Below are 19988 nucleotides of genomic sequence, written 5' to 3'. Positions count from 1 at the left end.
ATGCCGGCAGCAAGGGATCCCTGCCTTTGCCTACAGCCTGTGGGGAAAGGGAGCCGAGAACAGGCTCGGATTCTGGGAAAAGGTATCCCGCGATACAATTCTCTCCGGGCTGAATGGGTTTGATGGAACACGTTAAGGCAACAGGGACGCACGGCGCTTTCTCGACTGCAGGATTAGCCTTTTCCTCTGTTGACGTTGGGAAGGCATTCGGTGAAAGCCTCAGCTGAGCGCAGTTGGGCAGGTTCAACACATGGGCGAGGTGATGAGCTAAGTGCTTCCCTCTGTTGGCCGGGCTGCTGCAACAACTGGACTTCTTAATACCCTTTGCACTCACTTCGTTTCGGAGATCACCGATGGCTCTATCATTTAATCGTCGTCAAGTGCTGAAAATGGGCGCTCTGGCCGGAGCCGGGGCTGCCCTAGGGCCGCAGATCTGGGTGAAGCGATCCGTGCCCGCCTACGCCCAGGGAGAGACCATCCGCGTTGGCATTTTGCACTCCCTTAGCGGCACCATGGCCATTTCGGAAACCAGCGTGGTGGATGCCGAAAAGCTGGCTATCAAAGAGATCAATGCCGCCGGTGGGGTTTTGGGCAAGCAGATCGAGCCGATTATCGAGGATGGGGCTTCCGATTGGCCAACCTTTGCCGAGAAAGCCACCAAATTGATCGATGTGGACAAGGTGGCAACGGTATTCGGCTGCTGGACTTCGGCCAGTCGCAAAGCCGTGTTGCCGGTGTTTGAATCCAAGCAGCACCTGCTCTGGTATCCCGTGCAGTACGAAGGACAAGAGTGCTCCAAAAACATCTTCTACACCGGCGCTGCCCCCAACCAGCAGATCGAGCCTTCGGTGGAATGGCTGCTCAAGAACAAGGGCAAAGAGTTCTTCCTGGTGGGATCCGACTACGTGTTCCCCCGCACGGCCAACACCATCATCAAGGCCCAGTTGGAAGCCCTGGGGGGCAAAGTGGTGGGTGAAGACTATCTGCCTTTGGGCAGCACAGAAGTTACCCCCATCATCAGCAAGATCCGGGCCGCTCTTCCCAATGGCGGTGTGATCTACAACAGCTTGAACGGCGACAGCAACGTGGCCTTTTTCAAACAACTGGAAGGGGCAGGGCTGGGGCCAGATCGCTATCCTTCCATGTCCGTCAGCATTGCCGAAGAAGAGGTACAGGCCATCGGCCCCGAATTTTTGGAAGGGCACTTTGCCGCCTGGAACTACTTTATGACGGTGGATACGCCTGCCAACAAGAAGTTTGTGGAAGCTTTCAAGGCAGAATACGGCCAAAACCGCGTCACCAACGACCCGATGGAAGCCGCCTACATCATGGTTTACATCTGGAAGCAGGCAGTGGAAAAAGCGGGAACAGTGGAAATCGACGCCGTGCGGCAGGCAGCCTATGGCCAGACCTTTGATGCCCCAGAAGGCTTGGTAACCATGAACACCAATCACCACCTGACCAAGTATGTGCGGATCGGCCAGGTGCGCTCTGACGGTTTGTTTGATGTCATCTTTTCTACGGATGCCGTGGAGCCGCAGCCCTGGAACCAGTTTGTGGCAGAGACCAAGGGCTTTGCCTGCGATTGGTCAGATCCGGCCAAGGGCGGTCGCTACAAAGTCAGCTAGTCCTGGCCAGGGCTGGGATCCCTTGCCGTTTGGATAGGGTCGGGGATCCCGCCTAGATGCTCGGTTAGCCTCCCTAGTTTAGTTGGAAGGAGGATCCCCTGCCCATGACCTTGCTCCTGGACAGCTTGTTCAACGGCCTTAGCATTGGCACCGTCTTGCTGATAGCCGCCTTGGGCTTGGCTATTGTTTTCGGCCTCATGGGGGTCATCAACATGGCCCATGGGGAGCTGATGATGTTGGGGGCCTACACCACTTTTGTGGTTCAAAATGCCTTTCGTCCCCTAGGGGATCCCTGGCGGGATCTGTACATCTTTCCAGCTTTGGTAGCTGCCTTTGCCGTCACGGCTCTGGTGGGACTAGCCCTGGAGCGGGGGGTGATCCGCTTTTTGTATGGCCGACCGCTGGAAACCCTTCTGGCCACTTGGGGTGTGAGCCTGATCCTGCAGCAGTTTGTGCGCAGCGTCAATTGGGTGCTGGCTTTCCGCTTGGGGGCCTTCGCGGTGCTCTTTTTCGGCGGCTGGTGGCTTTTGTCCAGGCGGGCGGATTGGCCGCGTCTCAAGGGGTGGACGCTGGCGCTGCTGTTGGTGCTCTCCACGGCCATTGCATCGGTGGGGGGGCGGGTGCTGGCGCAAACCTATGCTTTGGCGGTTACCCAGCCTTGGTTCGGCGCCCAGAACAAAGACGTGACGGCTCCCCGGTGGCTGGGGGGTGGGATCCCGGTGGGCAACCTGTTTTTGCCCAATACCCGCCTGTTTATCATCGCCCTCACCATCCTCTGCATCCTGGGGCTGTACTTCTTCTTGCAACGCACCCGCTGGGGGCTGCGCATCCGGGCGGTTACCCAGAATCGGGCCATGAGCGCCTGTGTAGGGATCCCCACGCAAAAGGTGGATGCCCTTACCTTTGCCGTCGGCTCGGGTCTGGCGGGAGTAGCCGGCGTGGCGGTCAGCCTGCTGGGATCCGTGGGGCCGAACACCGGCCAGAACTACATCGTGGATACCTTTATGGTGGTCGTCGTGGGGGGTGTTGGTAAGCTCTTAGGCAGTATTGTGGCGGCGCTTGGGATCGGGATTGCCAACTTTGTCATCGGCTCAGGGACGCTGGCTTTGATTTTTCCCAACGTGCCCATCCTGACCGATACCCTCAACTTTTTTGCCACCACGAGCATGGCCAAGGTGATGGTCTTTGCTTTGATCGTGGCCTTTTTGCAGGTGCGACCTCGGGGCCTTTTCCCCGAAAAAGGTCGTATGGTGGATGCCTAGGGAATGATCTCGCTTGGCGAAAACTCTAGGACCAGACTCTCCATCTTCTACTCCCTCACAAAGCCTATGAAACTGGTTCATTCCCCCCGTGCTGATCATGAAGTGGCTGCTCCCGCCGCGGGTGGGGATCCCAATTCTTCTCGCAAGCTTCTGTGGGAGGCCGGGATCCTCATCGTTTTGGTGCTGGCCTTGATCTTTGTGGCCCCAACTGTGCTGTCTGGCTTTCGGCTCAACTTGTTGGGGCGGTTTCTGGCCCTCAGCATTGTAGCTTTGGGGATCGACCTCATCTGGGGCTATACCGGCATGCTCAGCCTGGGGCATGGGGTGTTCTTCGCCTTGGGGGGCTACGCTCTGGGGATGCACCTGAAATTGCAATTGCCGGAAGGTCAGATACCAGAGTTTTTCAGCCTCTACGGGGTAACGGAATTGCCCTGGTTTTGGTATCCCTTTTATTCGTTTCCGTTTACGGCTGTTGCTGTTGTCTTGATCCCGGCTTTGGTGGCGGCAGCCCTGGGGTATTTGGTGGTGAGAAATCGCATCCGAGGGGTTTATTTTTCCATTTTAACTCAGGCCACCACGATCATTTTCTTTAACTTCTTCAACGGCCAACAGCGCTTAATTAACGGCACCAACGGCCTGACCAACTTCCAGACTTTGTTTGGCCTAGATGTCAACTCGTCCGAAATGCGCTTTGCTGTCTATGTCACTACAGTTCTGGCGGTGGTTTTGGCTTACCTTCTCTGTCGTTGGCTGACCAGCGGCCTATTCGGTCGGATCCTGGTAGCCATTCGAGATGACGAGCCGCGGGTTCGTTTTTCCGGCTACGATCCCACCGGCTTTAAAGTTCTGGTGTTTGCCGTGTCTGCTGCCCTGGCGGGTGTTGCCGGAGCTTTGTTTACCTTGCAAACTGGGATCATCTCTCCCAATGCGATGGCCGTTCCCTTTTCCATTGAGATGGTAATCTGGGTGGCGGTGGGCGGTCGGGCCAGTTTGGTGGGGGCGGTGCTGGGGGCTCTGTTGGTTAACTTTGCCAAGAGCTTGCTGAGCGAAAATTTTCCGGAGATTTGGCTGTTTTTCCAGGGGGGATTGTTCCTGCTGGTGGTGCTGGTGTTGCCGGATGGACTGGTGGGTTGGGTGCGCACCCAAGGCAGGCAACTTTGGGTCACCGTTCAGCTTTGGCGCAGGCGTTTGGCAAATACTTCTCCAGCCTAAATCTGGCTTTCTCTTGAGGATGTCAGTTATGTGCAAGATATAAGTTTAAGGTAAGAGGATCCCATGGGTGAGCCAGCGATGCCAAGTTTCCTCTCCTATTTGATGGGTTTATTTGATGGGTTGAGAATCCGGTTTGACCTTTGGCCTTTCCGTTCTTGGATGTGATCCCCATGCTTACTGCAGCTCCCACCGCCACCCGACAAATTTTACAAACTCAGGATCTCACCGTCAGCTTTGATGGCTTCAAGGCTTTGGACAGGCTGAACTTCTCTCTGGAGGAAGGGGAGCTGCGGGTGGTCATCGGCCCCAATGGGGCAGGCAAGACTACGTTTCTCGATGTGCTGACGGGCAAGGTTAAGCCCACCCGAGGACGGGTGCTGTTCAAAGGAAAGGATCTGGCCAAGCTCAAGGAACACGAGATCTCGATTTTGGGTGTTGGGCGCAAGTTTCAGACGCCGCGGGTCTATCAAAACTTGAGCGTGCGAGAAAACTTGGAGCTATCCCTCAACCCTGACAAAAGGGTTTTTTCCACCCTATTGGGCAAAAAGCATCTGCGAGAAAAAACGGATGCTCTTTTGGAAACCATTGGCCTCAGCCGTAAGGATCGGGTTCCGGCAGGGCTGCTTTCCCACGGAGAAAAGCAATGGCTGGAGATCGGCATGGTGATTGCTCAAGATCCGGATTTGCTGCTGCTGGATGAATGCGTGGCCGGGATGACGGACAAAGAAACAGAAGCTACAGGAGAGTTAATTCAATCCTTAGCCCAAAGCCACACCATTTTGGTGATCGAACATGACATGGTGTTTGTCCGACAAATTGCCCGCAAGGTTACCGTTTTACACCAAGGCTCGGTGCTGTGCGAAGGTACCTTTGAGGATGTGAAAAACGACCCGCGAGTGATTGAGGTCTATCTTGGATCCCACAAGGGGAAAAACTAAGCAAAGAGGCTATAGTTCTGTATCTAATCGACTCATGCGCAGGCCTATGAATACGGAAAACGCGACCGCAACACAAAACTTATCCCGAGATGGATCCGGGCCTCTCCTGGAGGTCTCCAACTTGAGGGTTTACTATGGTCAGAGTTTAATTGTGAAGGATCTCTCTTTTAAGATCTTTCCCGGCCAAGCGGTTTGCCTTCTGGGCCGCAATGGTATGGGCAAAACCACCACACTTAAAGCCCTGATGGGACTTCTGAAAGACTGCACAGGCAAAATTGCTTTTGAGGGCCGTCCTATCAACCATTACCCTCCCAATTGGCGAGCCCGCGCCGGTATTGGCTATGTACCCCAAGGTCGAGAGATATTTCCCCGCCTAACGGTTGAGGAAAACCTGCTGGTGGGGCTAGAAGCGGCACCGGACAGAGAACGGATCATACCTGAGTTTGTCTATGACCTATTCCCAATTCTGCGTTCTTTTCTTAAACGGCTGGGTGGGGATTTGAGCGGTGGGCAGCAGCAGCAACTGGCCATCGCCAGAGCTTTGGTGGCGGAGCCCAAACTTTTGCTCCTGGATGAGCCCACAGAAGGGATCCAGCCCTCTATCATTATCGAGATCGAAGAAGCCATCAGCCGCATTCAAAAGGAGCGGGGCGTTTCGGTGTTGCTGGTGGAGCAGTATTTTGAGTTTGCCCAAAGCCTAGCCGATTACTTTTATCTTATGGAAAATGGATCCCTTATCATGGAGGGGCAGACCAACCAGATGGATGAAGAAAAAGTTCGGGCTCACCTCTCCATTTGAGGGGAAGCCATGTCATATTCACTGCTGATTACTTACCAAATCACTTAATGCTTAATGTCCGCCCATCTTGTGGCCAACTTCTTTGAGATCCACGCTGCTGATAGGACTTTCATAGACGATCCGACCGCCCGCCATCACCAGCAAACGATCGGAGAGCTTGAGAAGCTCGTCCAGATCTTCGCTGATCAGCAAGACGGCAACTCCTCGGTTACGAGCATCCACAATCTGCGAGTGAATGTAATCTACTGCCGCAAAGTCCAGACCAAAACAAGGATTGGCGGCGATCAAAATTTGTGGATCTCCGGCGAGTTCCCGTGCCAAAATGGCTCGCTGGACATTACCCCCCGACAGGTGGCTGATGGGAGTTTGGGCTGCAGGCGTTTTCACCTTAAATTGCTCGATTAACGCGCGGGCATAGCGCCAAATCTCTTGCCAGATCAACATCCAACCTTTGGCCATAGGATCCCGGTCATAACGACGCAGGGCCAAGTTTTCGCCAACGCTCATGTTGGGGATCGAGGCATTTCTCAGAGGTTCCTCCGGCAAACAGCAAACCCGGTGGCGCACCATTTCTGCGCGGGTGGCCCTGTACAGTTGCCCGTTGATCTTGATCTGCCCGGCTGTAGCCATCCGCTGCCCGGCCAAGACTTCCATCAACTCCCGCTGGCCGTTGCCGGAAACGCCGGCAATTCCCACAATCTCACCTCCATGAACAGTCAGGGTCACCCCCCGCACAGCGGGCAAGCCATTGTCCTTGTCAGCCTGGATCCCTTCAATTTCCAGCAGAGGGGATCCCCCTTTGACCAAGGCTTTCTCCAACTGGATCTGCACCTGTTGCCGGCCCAGCATCATTTCGGCCATTTCTGCTGTGGATAAATCTTTCACTTGTCCATGGCCGGCCACCTTCCCACGTCGCAACACCGTCACCTCATCGGCAAAGGCATTCACCTCGCGAAACTTGTGGGTAATGAGCAATACACTCAGGTCGCCAGCTTCCACCGAACGACGCACAAGGCCCAAGACTTCGTCGGCTTCCTCTGGCGTGAGCACAGAAGTAGGCTCGTCCAAGATCAGGATCTTGGTGTTCAAATAAAGCTGCTTGAGGATCTCGACCTTCTGCTTTTCTCCTGCCGATAGTTCGGAAACAAAAGCCCGCAAGTTGACTTGGAAAGGGGCTGTTTCCATAAAATCTGCCAGCTTTTTTTCCTCTTCTTTCCAGTCAATCACCAAAGGCAAATCTGGGCGGGCCAAGACCAAGTTTTCCGCCACAGTCATGGCGGGTACAGAGGTGAAATGTTGGTACACCATGCCAATGCCGTAGTGATAGGCATCCCGTGGGCTGTGGATGGCACGAGCTCGTTTATCAATGCAAACATCGCCAGAGTCAGCATGATAAAAGCCCATCACGCACTTGACGAGGGTGCTTTTCCCGGCTCCGTTTTCCCCAAGTAAGGCATGAAGGGATCCCGGCTTGAGTTTCATCGAGACGTGGTCTAGGGCCAACAGGGATCCAAATCGCTTGGTGAGGTTGACGACCTCCAGTTCCGGGGGGGGCTTTCCGTGCTGTTGAGATTTCAGTTTGGGCAGTGGTAGTCATGGTTGGTCAAGATCTCCTGGTTTGGGTGTCTCACGTAAAGAAATCGAGGTCTAGTCGGTTTTGAGTTCCTGAAGTACTGCTATCAAGGCACCTGAATCGGCAACTGCCCCGAAAACCCCGCCTTGCATCTGGATCATCTTCAGAGCAGCGAGATAATTTCCGTAGTCTGTGGCACCTGTGCAATCGGATAGCAACAAACATTCATAGCCCCGGTCGTTGGCTTCTCGCATGGTGGTGTGGACGCATACATCGGTGGTGATGCCCGTCAAGATCAGGTTTTGGATGCCTTTGCGCCTCAGGATTAAGTCCAGATCGGTGGCATAGAAAGCGCCTTTGCCCGGCTTGTCGATGATCACCTCCCCTGGCAGAGGAGCCAGTTCCGGGATAATTTCCCAGCCGGGTTCTCCTCGCACCAGGATGCGCCCACAGGGACCGGGATCCCCAATGCCTGCCCCAATGCGTTGACTGCGCCAGCGCTTGTTTTCCGGCAAATCTGATAGATCGGGGCGATGGCCTTCGCGGGTATGCACGATGAAAAAACCCAGGGCTCGCATTGCCGCCAAAACCCGTCGGATCGGCTCTATGGGGGCACGGGTGAGGGAAATGTCGTAGCCCATTTTGTCTACATAGCCACCTACCCCGCAGAAATCGGTCTGCATATCGATGACGATCAGGGCGGTGTTCTCAGGCCGTAAGTCACCGTTGTAGGGATAGGGGTAAGGTTCTGCCGCAATATAGGATCCCATAGCACCTCTGGCAAATCAATTCAATAAAGAGCAAAGAAAGAGCAAAAGCCCAATCAAGAGGGATATCCAACCCAAGCCTTCGGGTCACCCTGCGCTTGACCTCGGCTCTCCCAAGTTAAAGCTGGGGCGGTGAGCCTTGGCCAGAACCCTGCCAAGATAGAACACAGCTTACCATTTCTATCCGCAGGTTTGTGTCTCCTCCGATTCACTTCACTGCAGAGCCCTGGCTGCACACCTACAGCGAAATTATCGATGTGCGCTCTCCGGCAGAGTTTGCCGAAGACCATTGGCCGGGGGCCATCAACTTGCCCGTGCTCGACGATGCAGAACGGGCAGAGGTGGGCACCCTCTACAGGCAAGTGGATCCCTTTACAGCCCGCAAGCGGGGGGCCAGCCTGGTGGCCCAGAACATCGCCCGCCATTTGCAGACCCACTTTGCCGACAAGGGCCGGGACTACCACCCCCTCATCTACTGTTGGCGGGGCGGGCAGCGCTCGGCCAGTCTGGCGCTGGTGTTGTCCCAGGTGGGCTGGCAGGTAACCGTCTTGCAAGGGGGGTACAAAACCTACCGCGCCTGGGTGCGCCGACAACTGCAGACTTTGCCCCAGGAGTTTACCTACCGCGTCCTCTGCGGGCCAACGGGGAGCGGCAAAACCCAGTTGCTGCGCCATCTGCAGCAGCGGGGAGCCCAAGTCCTCGATCTGGAAAAGCTGGCCTGCCACCGCGGATCGGTGCTGGGGGCCGAGTGGGGGGTGCCACAGCCCAGTCAGAAGAGCTTTGAAAGTCAACTGGTGCAGGCCTTTCTCCAGTGGGATCCCGCCAAGCCGGTCTGGGTGGAGTCGGAAAGTGCCAAAGTGGGCCAGCTTCATTTGCCCCCTGCTCTTTGGCAGGCCATCACCCAAGCCGACTGCGTAGAGGTGCAGTTGCCTCTAGAAGAACGGGTGAAGGGGTTGATCGCCCACTATCCCCACTGGATAGCCCACCCCCAGGCGCTAAAGGAAAAATTGCTGTCTTTGAAGTCCCGCTACGGCCAGGCCTGTTTGCAGCGCTGGTTTGAGCTCATCGACGCCCAAGACTGGCCGCAATTTGTGCGGGAGCTACTGCAGCAGCACTACGATCCCACCTATCGCCACGGCCTGCAGCAACACTTTAACCGTATCCGCGCTCGCCTTGAGCTGCCTGACCTCTCCGAGAGCAGCCTACAGGAGGCCGCTGTCCGACTCAGGGGGATGTCGTTTTGACCTGCGCCAGCCCTCGCCGGGCAAGCGCGACCAAGTCTGGCGGCGGAAATGTCAAGCAAAGTCCTGTTTGCCCCTCTCAGAGGGGAACTAGGGACTTCGAGGCTGACTGCTGCAGCTCCGACAGCAACGAGGCGGGGTGCTCCTTGTAGGGCCAGGCAAAAGCGTGACGAAAAGCCGCCTCCTGACAGCGCTTGAGCTGGTCGAAATCGATAATGTCGTGCGTGAGCAAGTTTTCGTACTCAAACGGCAGGCGCACGTTGTGCAGGCCGGCGTTGTCGGTGCAGATGGCGATATCTACCCCCGCGTCAAAGCAGCGGTCGAAGACGATTTTGAGGGGCTCCAAGCTGGGCAGCGTCCCCGTCTTCAGGTAAGTGGTGGGACAGACCTCCAGGCATTGGCCGCGCCGCGCCAGCTCTGGCAGCAGCTCTGGGTAGTGGAGAGGGATCTGGATCCCGTGGCCAATCCGCGAGACATAGGGCAGCAGCTCTGGGTAACAGCCATCCAAAGTCTCATAGAGATGGGCAGTGGTTTTGAGGCCACGGGCCAGGGCATATTTGAACAGCTCAATCCACTCGTCCATGCGTTCGCCGTAGGCCTTATCTCCCCCCGCCAGGTCGATGGCAGACACGTATTCGGACTCGGCGGCGGCCTCCACCATGGCGCGGTTGATATGGCTGGGCAGGCGGGAGTGCAAACACACAATCTGGGTGGTGACGATGGGATATTCCCGCTGCTGGCTGGCTTGCCCTACCGTTTCGATAACTTGGCGCATCTGCTTGAGGCGATCCGCCTCGTCCAAGCTGGGATCTGTGCGCAGATAGGGGGTGTAGCGAATCTCTAGATAGGCCAAATCCTCAAAAACATAGGCCCCCCGCAGCAGACGGTAGATGAAATAAGGTAAGCTTTCCAGGGTTTGCACCTGTTCCACTAGCGTGTGCAGCTCCAAGTAATCTTCAAGGGTGTTGCGCGGGCGGGTGTAGAACTCCTCAAACTCGGCGTAGTCAGGAAAGCGTGCTGCCAGAGGGGATCCCTGGCGATGCAGGTAGCGCCACAAAATCCTAGGAACGACCGAACCGCCTAGGTGGCGGTGTAACTCCGCATGCAGTGCCATACTTCAAAGCTTCCCCCAGAGGCTCCCCTCACCGCCCGCCAAGGGCGGACCTGGCTTGGTTGTTAAGTACTATTTCTACTGTTATCCAACAGCGGCAGTCCTGTCCAGGCGCAATTGCGCAGGGTCGGCTAGCCGGGGGCCAGGTGATGAGGTTTCTAATAGCCAGGTTTGATGACCAGGTCAATGCTTGAGTCCTGGTCGAGCCCGGCCAGGGATCCCGGCAAACTAGGTAAAGAGCCTTAAGATAGTTCTGGAGGTTTGCTGAGCAGAGATACTCAGGAGCGATTCTGGTAAAAGGCTGTTGGCTGTAGCCGACGGCAATCCCCCTGGAAGGGTGTGGTATGAACTTAGCGTAACGAGGTTATCTTCATGGCGCTGCCCAGCTTGCACGAGTTTCCCTGGCTGACCACGGTCATCGTCTATCCGGTGGTGGCCGCCCTCTTCATCCCCTTGATCCCGGCGCCCGCTGGGGATCCCACTACCCGGGTCTACGCGCAAAAGTTGGCAGAACGGGTTCGCTGGTTTGCCCTCTTCATCGCGGTTACCGACCTGCTCATTTTGCTGGCTGGCTTCTATGTCGGCTATGACCCCAGCCAGACAAGCTTACAACTGCTGGAGCGCTACACCTGGGTGCCGCAGGTGGGGCTGAGCTGGTCGGTGGGGGCCGATGGCCTTTCCATGCCGCTGATCCTGCTCACGGCTTTTGTGACCACGCTTGCCATCTTGGCCGCCTGGCCGGTCACCCTCAAGCCGCGCCTGTTTTATTTTCTGATGTTGGCCATGTACGGCGGGCAGATCGGGGTGTTCGCCGTGCAGGACATGTTGCTCTTCTTCCTGATGTGGGAGCTGGAGCTGATCCCGGTGTATTTGCTCCTCTCCATTTGGGGGGGGTACAACCGCCTCTATGCGGCCACCAAGTTCATTCTCTACACCGCCCTCAGCTCCCTGTTTATCCTGGTGGCGGGCCTGGCCATGGCCTTCTACGGGGATCCCATCAGCTTTGACATGACGGATCTGGCCCACAAGGCCTATCCGCTGAGCTTCCAATTGCTGCTGTATGGGGCCTTCCTCATCGCCTACGGGGTGAAGCTGCCCGTCTTCCCTTTGCACACCTGGCTGCCCGATGCCCACGGCGAAGCCACGGCGCCGGTTCACATGTTGCTGGCCGGGATCTTGCTTAAGATGGGGGGCTATGCCCTGATGCGCATGAATGTGGGCATGCTGCCGGATGCCCACCTCTACTTTGCGCCGGTGCTGATCGTGCTGGGGGTGGTGAACATCATCTTTGCCGCCCTTACCTCCTTTGCCCAGCGCAACCTCAAGCGCAAGATCGCCTACTCTTCCATCAGCCACATGGGCTTTGTCCTCATCGGGATCGGATCCCTGACCGAAATCGGCATGAGCGGCGCCATGCTGCAGATGATCTCCCACGGGCTGATCGGGGCCAGCCTGTTCTTCTTGGTGGGGGCCACCTACGACCGCACCCACACGCTGGAGCTGGAGGAAATGGGCGGCGTCGGCCTGAAGATGCCCAAGATTTTCTCCATGTTCACCGCTTGCTCGCTGGCCTCTCTGGCTCTGCCGGGGATGAGCGGCTTTGTGGCGGAGCTGATGGTGTTCATCGGCATGGCCACCACCGATGCCTACTCCCTCCCCTTCCGGCTGGTGGTGGTCTTTCTGGCGGCGGTTGGGGTGATCCTGACTCCTATCTACCTGCTGTCGATGTTGCGGCAGATCTTCTTTGGCCCGGAAAACAAAGAGCTGACCGAACACGAGGAACTGGTGGATGCCGAGCCGCGGGAGGTGTTCATCATCGCCTGCCTGCTGATCCCCATCATCGGCATTGGGCTCTATCCCAAGCTGGTCACTAGCCTCTACGACCAGTCCACCAATGCCCTGGTGGCGCTGCTGCGCCAAGAACTCTCCTCTATTGGAGCGACGGTTGCCCAAGCTCCTGCTCTCTACAGCGCCGACTGAAGTGACATCCTCTCCCGCTAAGCCCTGACGGGCTGTAGACGGGAGCTTCCGAGAATCACTTCCCGGAGTTGCTGCTTCAACGGACTGGTAAACCAGGATCCTCCACAGCCAGAGAGCGGCAGTCCCACCGCCCCCCTATATCCCCCCGTATACGGGGGGACCTGAGTCCACGCTTCAAAATCTCGATAGCAGCGTTCAAGTCTCTGTCCCACGACCCGCAACGGGGGCAATCATGCACCCGTTCCGACAAGGCCTTGGGAACACGCTCCTCACAAACACAACAATTTTGGGACGTACCACGGGGATCCACTCTCAACACCTGTTTGCCGCGTTTGACCGCCACTGCTGTCAGAATGTCGAGAAATCGTCCCCAAGCCGCATCCAAAATCGATTTAGCCAACCGAGTCCGTGCCAGCCCTCGGACGTTGAGATCCTCCACCACCAACAGGTCGTATTGCCCCACCAGCCAGTGCGCCACTTGGTAGTGGAACGCTTTGCGTTGTCGGGCAACGTGCAACTGCAAACAAGCAACTTTCGTGGCTTGTCTCTTCCAGTTGGCGGACCCCTTCACTTTGCGGCTCAGTTGCCGCTGCTGTCGGGCCAAGTGCTTTTGAGCTTGGCGGTAGTGCCGCGGGATAGGCACCACCTCCCCATCGCTGGTGGTGAGAAACCTATCCAATCCCACATCAATGCCCACCGCCTTTTTGATCGGCACAGGCTCTGGGAGAGGAACGCTTTTGTCCTCCAAGGTGATGCAGACATACCACCCATCGGCCTTGCGCACCACTGTGCAGGTTTTGGGCGCGAACCCCTCCGGCAAGGGGCGGTGCAGCACCACAGGCAGCGAGCCAATCTTGCTCAGCCGCAGAGTCTCCCCTTCCAGATGCGCTCCCGCCTTGGGGCAATTGATGCGGGGGAATGTGAAGGATCTCAACTCCCCCGCTTTTTTGAAGCGGGGCCGCCCCCGCCGCTTGCCTGTGCTATCCGGCTCCCGCCACGCTTTCCACGCCTTGTCCAGCCGCATCAAGTTTTGCTGCAGCACCTCGGCGTAAATGCCCCGGTAGGCCGGGAACAGTTGCTTGATTTGTTTGAGGGATCCCGCCTGCCGATAATAATTCGGCTCCAGCGGGGGTTCTGACACAGGCAACGGACAAGAGACAAGGCTGCAGCGGTCAATTGGACAACGGGTTGCGGTCAGCCAATCCAGTCTCTGCCCCAGAGCGTCGTTCCACTGCCGCCGCAACAATTCCAGCCACTCGGTCATCAGAGCGGCTTGGTCGTCGCTGGGCAGGATCCGGTACTCGTAGGTGATAATCATGAGACGGTTCTAGCATTTAGCGCAATGAGCTACAACATAGGCCATCGTTCTGTTTACAGCCTACAAATCCACTTGGTGCTGGTGACAAAGTACCGTCGTCGGGTGATAACTGCTCCAATGTTGCAGAGGCTGGAAGATATATTTCGAGCGACCTGCCAAAAGTGGCGCTGTTCCTTGGTGGAGTTCAACGGTGAGGCGGATCATGTGCATCTGTTGGTGAGTTTTCCGCCGGATGTTCAGGTCTCGAAGCTGGTGAACAACCTGAAAACAGTCTCCAGCCGGTTGATTCGCAAAGAGTTCGCCACAGAGGTGGCACGGTTCTACAGCAAGCCTGTATTTTGGACAGGGGCCTATTTTGTTGCCTCTTGTGGTGGGGTCACCGTTGAGGAGTTGAAGAAGTATGTCGAGCAGCAGGCAACGCCCAGATTGTGAGACTCAGGGGCATTGAACCCCTTCGTCTCACCGCCTATCCCCCATCCCGCCAAGCTGCGCTGTGGCGGGAGTACCCCGGAGGTTCTGATGGAGGCGAGGGAGGCTGGGGCAGCTTGTCAGCAAGGCGTGCCACTGGTCCAGCCGGTCTCGGCTTTTTTCTCACTGGGCACCGGAAGGGCTGGGGTTAGGCGAGTGCCCCGCCTGTGCATCTCCGCTGTGCTTGCCGCTCTCGTCAGCTCGAACCCGCATCCAACCAAACAACGTTTCGACCGTCAGTTGGATCCCTTGGGCAAACGCGGGAACGGGGATCAGCTCTTGCGGATCCTCATGCACGGTTGGCTGCTGTCCGGCAGGGTAGGCGAAAACGAGCCTTTCTTCGGGAGCTACGATCCACCCCATCTGGCAGCCGTGGGCCAAGCCGATCAAGATTTTTTTGACCAGCTTCACTTGGTTTTGATCGGGAGAGAGAATCTCGATCATCCAATCTGGGCAAAAGGGAATGAGATTTTGAATGGTGCCATCTTCATCCACAGGGATCCGATCCCAGGCGATCACAGAAATATCGGGCACAATCGCATAGCCGGCAAAAGTGCAGCGCAACTCTGGAAATGCCCACCCGAGGCGTTTGGGTTTGAGGTTTGCGTTGATAAAAGAAGTTAGCTCCCCCTGGAGTAGGCTGTGCTTTCCCTGTGGCATGGGCTTCTGGATGATCTCTCCCTCGATGAATTCACTGGCGGGTTGAGCTTCTGGCTGCTGCAGAAACTCTTCCAGGGTTAGGGGCTTGGCAGACAGACGAACCATGATTTCCTCCTCTCAAGTTGGTCTCTGACACAAAAAGGATTGAGGTTCAATCAGAACAGGTCCCTGTCGGGCTGTCGCCAAGCGGCTTGGCGGTCATAAGGGCTTTTGCCAGAAAATAACCCCATCAGCGGCCCCAAGATGGCCCCAAACACAAAGCCGCCCGCGTGGGCCCAGTAGGCGATCCCTCCCCCCTGCATGCCGATGTTGGTGGGCGTCTGCAGGCTGGCGATGCCGTAAAACGCCTGCTGTACAAACCAAAAACCCAAAAACACCCAGGCGGGAACGTAGACGGTTGTGATAAAAATGCCCAGGGGTACCAAAGTCAGGATCTCAGCTCGCGGGAAACGCAAGATATAAGCTCCCAACACCCCGGCAATGGCCCCACTTGCCCCCAGCGAAGGAATGGTGGATTCCATATCGAAAAACCACTGGGTTAGGGCGGCCAAGGCTCCACAAGTTAGGTAAAAAATGAGGTAGCGCACATGCCCCAAGCGATCCTCAACATTGTTGCCGAAAACCCACAAAAAGAGCATGTTGCCGCCAAGATGCAAAAAGCCCCCGTGCAAAAATTGCGAGGTAAATAGCGTTACCCATTCGGGGCGCAGCGAAGAGGTGGCCTCCCCCCGAAAGCTGGCGGTCAGTTCCGCTGGCACCACTGCCCACTCTCGGAAGAAAGCCGCCAGCTCTTGCGGTGATAGGGTAAGCTCATACACAAAAACCAGGATGTTGATAAGCACCAAAGCATAGGTAACGTAGGCAGTGCGGGTGGTTGGGTTGCGATCTTGCAGGGGTACCACAGTCGGGATCCGGTTAACATCACCCTCTAGCCTACCCTGCTGCGCCTTCTCAGGCCCAACTTGGGGCTACACTAGGGTAGTTTGTCGGTGGGATCCCTAAACTGCAAAGGGGTTTTGGCCGTCCCCCCGCAGCCGACGCTGGATTTGGAGGAGTGGATCGATGTTTGAGGTCGAGAGCCGAACTGCCCCGCTCAAGTTCTTGATTGTCGAGGATCATCCCGAGGTTGCCCAAAACAATTGCGAATGGCTGCAACGGCTTGCAGCCGATGCTCAGTGCATCACAGTCTCCAACCCGATGGACGCCATCCTGCGCCTGCAGCGGGAACAGCCGGACTTGGTAGTAGCCGACTTGCTCTACGGCCAAACCAGCGGCGAACAGTCTGCCGAGCCGGGCCTAGAGTTCTTGCGCCATATTTTCGAGAACTACCCCACCCTGAACGTGATGGTTTATTCCAGCGAGCCGCTGCTGCTAACTCCCCTGGTGGGCCTAATCAGCAAGCACCAGGGCGGATTTGCCGCCGTCAACAAAATGGAGCGGCGCAGTGTCTTCTTGGAAGGAGCCAAAAGTGCCCTCAATGGGGAATTGCGCATGCCGCGAGAGTTGCGCGGCTTAACAAAGCTGACGGAGCGGGAAATCGAGGTCTTGAACCTGCTCTGCAAAGAGGCCCTCACCGACCAGGCCATCGCCGACCGCATTCACACGAGCAAAAAAACCGTACAAAACTGTATTCAAAGGCTCAAAGAGAAACTGGATATCTTTGGCTCTGAAGATGAGATCAACGCTCGCGTTGCCATGTGTATGGCAGCCGTTCAGAAAAAGCTTATCCAGTGGTAGTTCATTTAACCTCGCGTAAGAGTAGACAGAGAGGGTAGAATATCTTCTCGAAAGGGAACCTCGTTTTGATTTACCCTCTCCAGCTCAGCCAACATGAGAGGGTTGACGCGATTCAGATAGGGGATTAGCACCTGCTTTAGCCTGGGGCGGTAGAAACGGTGGTAGCTATACACGGGAGTGGCTGGAAATCCCCGCCGAATCTTGTGGGATCCTCCAGCTCCGGGATCAAAGTTGCGGATCCCTTCGCGGATGGCTAGGGCAATCGGCTCGTAGTAGCACACATTAAAGTGCAAGAACTTCACCTCTTCTCGGCAGCCCCAGTAGCGCCCAAAGAGGCGATCCCCTTTGCGGACGCAAAAAGACATCCCCACAATTTCTGTATTTCGTTCCCCGGCCACCAGCACCAGCCGCTGCCGGTAGTTGGGATAGAGAGATTCGAAAAAGCGGCGGTTGAGATATTTGCTCCAGTTCCAAAATTGGGCGCAGGTGTTGCTGTAAAAGTCGTACATGAGAGAGAGAAGGCGCGGCGTGATCTCCTCTCCGGTGTAGATCTTGAGTTCTATGCCGCTTTTTTCCATGGCGGCCCGCTCTCGCTTGATGTTGCGCCGCTGGTTGGCGTTGAACTGGCTCAAAAAGTCTTCGTAAGAGCGATAGCCGGGATTGTGCCACTGGTAGTTGTGGGTAATTCGGGGAGTCAATCCATCGGCCTCCAGTTGGGCCCGCCAGTCTAAGTCCACATAGAGCAGGCTGAACAGCGAAATATCATTGTCCTGGCAGAAGCGATCGATAGCAGCCAGCATCGACGGCCACACCTCTGCTTCCGAGTAGTCGGGATGGACGAGAATGCGATAGCCGGTGGCCGGCGTAAAAGGGGCCATGCCGATCAGCTTGGGGTAGTAGCGTTCTCCCAGTTGGTTGGCAACCGCAGCCCACTCTTGGTCGAAGACAAATTCGCCCTGGCTATGGCTTTTCAAATACAAGGGGGCAGCGGCGATGAGTTGCCCATCCGACTCCACCAACAGGTGACAGGGCAACCACCCCGTGTTGCGGCTGGCACAGCCGGAGGCTTCTAGGCTGTGCAGCCACTCGTACTCCAAAAAAGGAGAGGTGCGCTCCGTCTGCAGCGCTTGCCAGGCAGATGCTGGGATCCCGCGAATATCGTGGCACCAGCGCAATTTCAAACCGGTTGACATTTGCCTGTCCGGATAGACCAACTTGCCCTGCTGCGGCTGGGAGGGGATCCCCCCTCTAAGCTCAACCTAGGATGGAATCCCTGCGCCTCAAGGGTCCCATAGACGAAAGCCAGGCAACTGCTCTTTGCCCAGCCCAAAGCTTTCCCAGCGCTAGACCGTGCTTTTGTTAAGTTATTTTATTCGGGATCCCTGGGCTCGTAGTAGCGGTTGGCCAGCTCGAGAGCCATCTGAAACTTCTGCTCACGGGTGAGGTCGGCTCGCCGGGCGATCTGGGCAAAGCGGTTGACGTCTGGGGGCAAGAAGTCGAAAGGACGCTGTTCCCGCACAATATCTACGACCAAATCGCAAAGGGCCTGCTGGTAATCGTTGTAAAAAATTTCTCCCAAAGCCTTGAGGCGGCCATCGGGCACCGGATTGTTAAAGTCAATGGCCTGTAGCTCCCCTTGTTCGTCGATAAACAGCTCCACCGAGTTCATTTCATAGCCCAACGCCCGATTGATGATCCGGCAGGTGTCGATAACTTTTTTGCCCATCTCCGGCGTGAGAAACTCTGGATCGAACAGATATTCGCTGGCATCGAACTTGCGAAAGATGTATTTAATTGGGATGATCTTTCGGCCAATACAGAGAGCGCGAATCTGCCAGGGATAAGGACTTTTAACCTTCTCCTGGAGCATCATCACCTGGGATCCGGAGCGGTCGTAAAAGTAGAGAAGCTGCTCCATGTTGTAGGCGATTTCGACTCCGATGGCCTCCCGTCCCTCTGCCGGCTTGATCACGATTGGCCAGCCGAGATCTTCTGCCATCCCCTGCCAATCGAAGAACTTGTGATACTTAAAATCTTCGGCTTTCAAAGCTGGGGCCTCCTTGGGGGGCAGAATGTAAGTCTTGGGGATGGAGATCCCCAGCTCTTTGACCACCATGTAGGCGGCATCTTTGTTGCGCAGGTAGTAGTAAAAGCTGAAGGGGTTGTTGATGATGTACACCCCCCTGAAGGCAAAGCCCATGAACAGGCCGATGGCCTGGGGGTAAAGGTAGCTGAAGCGGTCTAGGATGAGGCGGTACTTGGTGCGGTAATCCAGGTTCACCTCGTGAATGGTGACATGTTCCGCCCGGATCTTGTAGGCTTGGCCGTTGCGGGCTTGAATGGGGGGAAGGGCGTTGAGACGGGCCAGGGTGTCGTCCCCAAAAGGCTCGCTGAAGTGCAGGCTGCCAACCCAGTAGTCTTCGATCATCCAGGCTCTCTCATCAAAAGCTCTCTGACTCCTCTGCAAGGGATCCTAGGCGAAGGCGCGGATTTGCGCTTGCCAGGTGGGCCAGTCGTGATCCCCTTCCCATACCTCCAGGTGATGGGGGATGTCGTTGCGGCGGAGGACTTCTGCCAGGCGCAGATTGTCGTTGAGGCAGTGGTCGCGGTGGGCGGTGAGCAGTTTTAGCTCGGTGTTGCGCCCGCCCAGCTGATCCCAGAGTTGTCGGCTCATGTTGGACAGGTAGGCCAAGGGGTTGATGAAATACAGCTCCTGTTCCGCCTGTTGGGGATCCCAGCCGGTGACGGAGCCGAGGGCCGCCACATCGTAGGGCCCCCCCAGCGCCAGACAACGGCGCACCAGGCCAGGGTGCCGGCAGGTGAGGTTGACGGCGTGGGTGGCCCCCAGAGAGAAGCCTGCCACCACCAGAAAGTCATTTTGCGCTTCTGCTTTGGCGTAGGGGATCAGCTCTTCTACCCAGTGTTGCTCCAACAACAGCCAGCGATCCCGCCGCTGGGGCACGTCCAGCTCGCGGTTGAACAAGGTCTCCCAATCGAGGGTTTCCACGCAAAAGGCCTGCAAATAGCCCTGCTCCAAGTGATGGCCGAGGCTGGCGATAATGCCGCGATCTTCCAGATCGAAAAAACGCCCATTGCTGGTGGGCAGGCAGATGAGCGGGTAGCCGCGATGCCCAAAGTGGAGCATCTCCATTTCTCGGCCCAGAACCCGGGAGGCAAAGCGCAGATAACGGCGAGGGTAGGACATCGGATCCCTGGACAATCACTGAACCTCAGCCGGCTTTTGCAGCCGCCGTTGAGACGGGTGGCAACGCGAGCGCCAGAACGGCTGACAAC

The 19988-nt window shown here is 56.6% G+C and carries 18 protein-coding genes; 9 read left to right on the top strand and 9 right to left on the bottom strand.

Annotated elements, in window-relative coordinates:
- Positions 1 to 353 precede the first annotated feature (353 nt).
- The 5 genes from urtA (at position 354) to urtE (ending at position 5839) form a co-directional block, all read left to right on the top strand.
- Positions 354 to 1628, top strand: coding sequence for an urea ABC transporter substrate-binding protein (gene urtA, locus CYA_RS09065; protein WP_011430744.1), 1275 nt, complete (start codon positions 354 to 356; stop codon positions 1626 to 1628).
- Positions 1629 to 1732: 104 nt separating this feature from the next.
- Complete coding sequence (gene urtB / locus CYA_RS09060) at positions 1733 to 2890, top strand: urea ABC transporter permease subunit UrtB (RefSeq protein WP_011430743.1); 1158 nt, start codon at positions 1733 to 1735, stop codon at positions 2888 to 2890.
- A 3-nt stretch (positions 2891 to 2893) separates the two neighbouring features.
- Positions 2894 to 4102: an urea ABC transporter permease subunit UrtC gene (gene urtC, locus CYA_RS09055; RefSeq protein WP_011430742.1), complete on the top strand. Its 1209-nt coding sequence runs from the start codon at positions 2894 to 2896 to the stop codon at positions 4100 to 4102.
- Between the two features lie 170 nt (positions 4103 to 4272).
- Entirely contained in the window at positions 4273 to 5040 is a 768-nt protein-coding gene (gene urtD / locus CYA_RS09050) for an urea ABC transporter ATP-binding protein UrtD (RefSeq protein ID WP_011430741.1), read from the top strand.
- 34 nt (positions 5041 to 5074) lie between these two features.
- Entirely contained in the window at positions 5075 to 5839 is a 765-nt protein-coding gene (gene urtE, locus CYA_RS09045) for an urea ABC transporter ATP-binding subunit UrtE (RefSeq protein ID WP_011430740.1), read from the top strand.
- A 51-nt stretch (positions 5840 to 5890) separates the two neighbouring features.
- Here urtE and CYA_RS09040 read toward each other — a convergent pair whose 3' ends face one another.
- Positions 5891 to 7342: an ABC transporter ATP-binding protein gene (locus CYA_RS09040; RefSeq protein ID WP_011430739.1), complete on the bottom strand. Its 1452-nt coding sequence runs from the start codon at positions 7340 to 7342 to the stop codon at positions 5891 to 5893.
- Between the two features lie 144 nt (positions 7343 to 7486).
- Positions 7487 to 8182, bottom strand: coding sequence for a biuret amidohydrolase (locus CYA_RS09035; protein ID WP_011430738.1), 696 nt, complete (start codon positions 8180 to 8182; stop codon positions 7487 to 7489).
- A 191-nt stretch (positions 8183 to 8373) separates the two neighbouring features.
- On the opposite strand from CYA_RS09035, the gene mnmH reads away from it, so the two are divergent.
- On the top strand, positions 8374 to 9423 hold the full coding sequence (gene mnmH / locus CYA_RS09030) for a tRNA 2-selenouridine(34) synthase MnmH (RefSeq protein WP_011430737.1): 1050 nt from the start codon (positions 8374 to 8376) through the stop codon (positions 9421 to 9423).
- A gap of 76 nt (positions 9424 to 9499) precedes the next feature.
- On the opposite strand, the gene CYA_RS09025 is transcribed toward mnmH, so the two are convergent.
- Positions 9500 to 10534: an adenosine deaminase gene (locus CYA_RS09025; protein WP_011430736.1), complete on the bottom strand. Its 1035-nt coding sequence runs from the start codon at positions 10532 to 10534 to the stop codon at positions 9500 to 9502.
- Positions 10535 to 10903: 369 nt separating this feature from the next.
- Here CYA_RS09025 and CYA_RS09020 point away from each other — a divergent pair, with 369 nt between their 5' ends.
- On the top strand, positions 10904 to 12511 hold the full coding sequence (locus CYA_RS09020) for an NAD(P)H-quinone oxidoreductase subunit 4 (RefSeq protein WP_011430735.1): 1608 nt from the start codon (positions 10904 to 10906) through the stop codon (positions 12509 to 12511).
- 76 nt (positions 12512 to 12587) lie between these two features.
- On the opposite strand, the gene CYA_RS09015 is transcribed toward CYA_RS09020, so the two are convergent.
- Positions 12588 to 13829, bottom strand: coding sequence for an RNA-guided endonuclease InsQ/TnpB family protein (locus tag CYA_RS09015; protein ID WP_228375257.1), 1242 nt, complete (start codon positions 13827 to 13829; stop codon positions 12588 to 12590).
- Between CYA_RS09015 and tnpA the strand changes: the two genes are divergently transcribed.
- Positions 13785 to 14261, top strand: coding sequence for an IS200/IS605-like element ISSoc3 family transposase (gene tnpA / locus CYA_RS09010; protein ID WP_011428991.1), 477 nt, complete (start codon positions 13785 to 13787; stop codon positions 14259 to 14261). The genes CYA_RS09015 and tnpA overlap by 45 nt on opposite strands.
- A gap of 159 nt (positions 14262 to 14420) precedes the next feature.
- On the opposite strand, the gene CYA_RS09005 is transcribed toward tnpA, so the two are convergent.
- Entirely contained in the window at positions 14421 to 15062 is a 642-nt protein-coding gene (locus tag CYA_RS09005) for a Uma2 family endonuclease (protein WP_011430734.1), read from the bottom strand.
- Positions 15063 to 15112: 50 nt separating this feature from the next.
- Positions 15113 to 15859, bottom strand: coding sequence for a rhomboid family intramembrane serine protease (locus tag CYA_RS09000; protein ID WP_011430733.1), 747 nt, complete (start codon positions 15857 to 15859; stop codon positions 15113 to 15115).
- Between the two features lie 160 nt (positions 15860 to 16019).
- Here CYA_RS09000 and CYA_RS08995 point away from each other — a divergent pair, with 160 nt between their 5' ends.
- Entirely contained in the window at positions 16020 to 16694 is a 675-nt protein-coding gene (locus tag CYA_RS08995) for a response regulator transcription factor (protein ID WP_011430732.1), read from the top strand.
- A 5-nt stretch (positions 16695 to 16699) separates the two neighbouring features.
- Here CYA_RS08995 and CYA_RS08990 read toward each other — a convergent pair whose 3' ends face one another.
- The 3 genes from CYA_RS08990 to CYA_RS08980 all read right to left on the bottom strand — a co-directional run bounded on the left by CYA_RS08990 (position 16700) and on the right by CYA_RS08980 (position 19899).
- Complete coding sequence (locus CYA_RS08990; protein ID WP_011430731.1) at positions 16700 to 17887, bottom strand: GNAT family N-acetyltransferase; 1188 nt, start codon at positions 17885 to 17887, stop codon at positions 16700 to 16702.
- A 176-nt stretch (positions 17888 to 18063) separates the two neighbouring features.
- Positions 18064 to 19122: an ATP-grasp domain-containing protein gene (locus CYA_RS08985; RefSeq protein WP_011430730.1), complete on the bottom strand. Its 1059-nt coding sequence runs from the start codon at positions 19120 to 19122 to the stop codon at positions 18064 to 18066.
- Positions 19123 to 19167: 45 nt separating this feature from the next.
- Positions 19168 to 19899, bottom strand: coding sequence for an alpha/beta hydrolase-fold protein (locus CYA_RS08980; protein WP_011430729.1), 732 nt, complete (start codon positions 19897 to 19899; stop codon positions 19168 to 19170).
- Positions 19900 to 19988: the final 89 nt, after the last annotated feature.

This window comes from Synechococcus sp. JA-3-3Ab, assembly GCF_000013205.1.
GTDB lineage: Bacteria > Cyanobacteriota > Cyanobacteriia > Thermostichales > Thermostichaceae > Thermostichus.
This window is presented reverse-complemented; position numbering and strand designations above follow the sequence as displayed.

What these genes read in the sequence shown, in the direction of transcription:
- urtA (WP_011430744.1), top strand. Translation starts at nt 354, where the DNA reads ATGGCTCTATCATTTAATCGTCGTCAAGTGCTGAAAATGGGCGCTCTG.
- urtB (WP_011430743.1), top strand. Translation starts at nt 1,733, where the DNA reads ATGACCTTGCTCCTGGACAGCTTGTTCAACGGCCTTAGCATTGGCACC.
- urtC (WP_011430742.1), top strand. Translation starts at nt 2,894, where the DNA reads ATGATCTCGCTTGGCGAAAACTCTAGGACCAGACTCTCCATCTTCTAC.
- urtD (WP_011430741.1), top strand. Translation starts at nt 4,273, where the DNA reads ATGCTTACTGCAGCTCCCACCGCCACCCGACAAATTTTACAAACTCAG.
- urtE (WP_011430740.1), top strand. Translation starts at nt 5,075, where the DNA reads ATGCGCAGGCCTATGAATACGGAAAACGCGACCGCAACACAAAACTTA.
- CYA_RS09035 (WP_011430738.1), bottom strand. Translation starts at nt 8,182, where the DNA reads ATGGGATCCTATATTGCGGCAGAACCTTACCCCTATCCCTACAACGGT.
- CYA_RS09025 (WP_011430736.1), bottom strand. Translation starts at nt 10,534, where the DNA reads ATGGCACTGCATGCGGAGTTACACCGCCACCTAGGCGGTTCGGTCGTT.
- CYA_RS09020 (WP_011430735.1), top strand. Translation starts at nt 10,904, where the DNA reads ATGGCGCTGCCCAGCTTGCACGAGTTTCCCTGGCTGACCACGGTCATC.
- CYA_RS09015 (WP_228375257.1), bottom strand. Translation starts at nt 13,829, where the DNA reads ATGATTATCACCTACGAGTACCGGATCCTGCCCAGCGACGACCAAGCC.
- CYA_RS09005 (WP_011430734.1), bottom strand. Translation starts at nt 15,062, where the DNA reads ATGGTTCGTCTGTCTGCCAAGCCCCTAACCCTGGAAGAGTTTCTGCAG.
- CYA_RS08995 (WP_011430732.1), top strand. Translation starts at nt 16,020, where the DNA reads ATGTTTGAGGTCGAGAGCCGAACTGCCCCGCTCAAGTTCTTGATTGTC.
- CYA_RS08990 (WP_011430731.1), bottom strand. Translation starts at nt 17,887, where the DNA reads ATGTCAACCGGTTTGAAATTGCGCTGGTGCCACGATATTCGCGGGATC.
- CYA_RS08985 (WP_011430730.1), bottom strand. Translation starts at nt 19,122, where the DNA reads ATGATCGAAGACTACTGGGTTGGCAGCCTGCACTTCAGCGAGCCTTTT.
- CYA_RS08980 (WP_011430729.1), bottom strand. Translation starts at nt 19,899, where the DNA reads ATGTCCTACCCTCGCCGTTATCTGCGCTTTGCCTCCCGGGTTCTGGGC.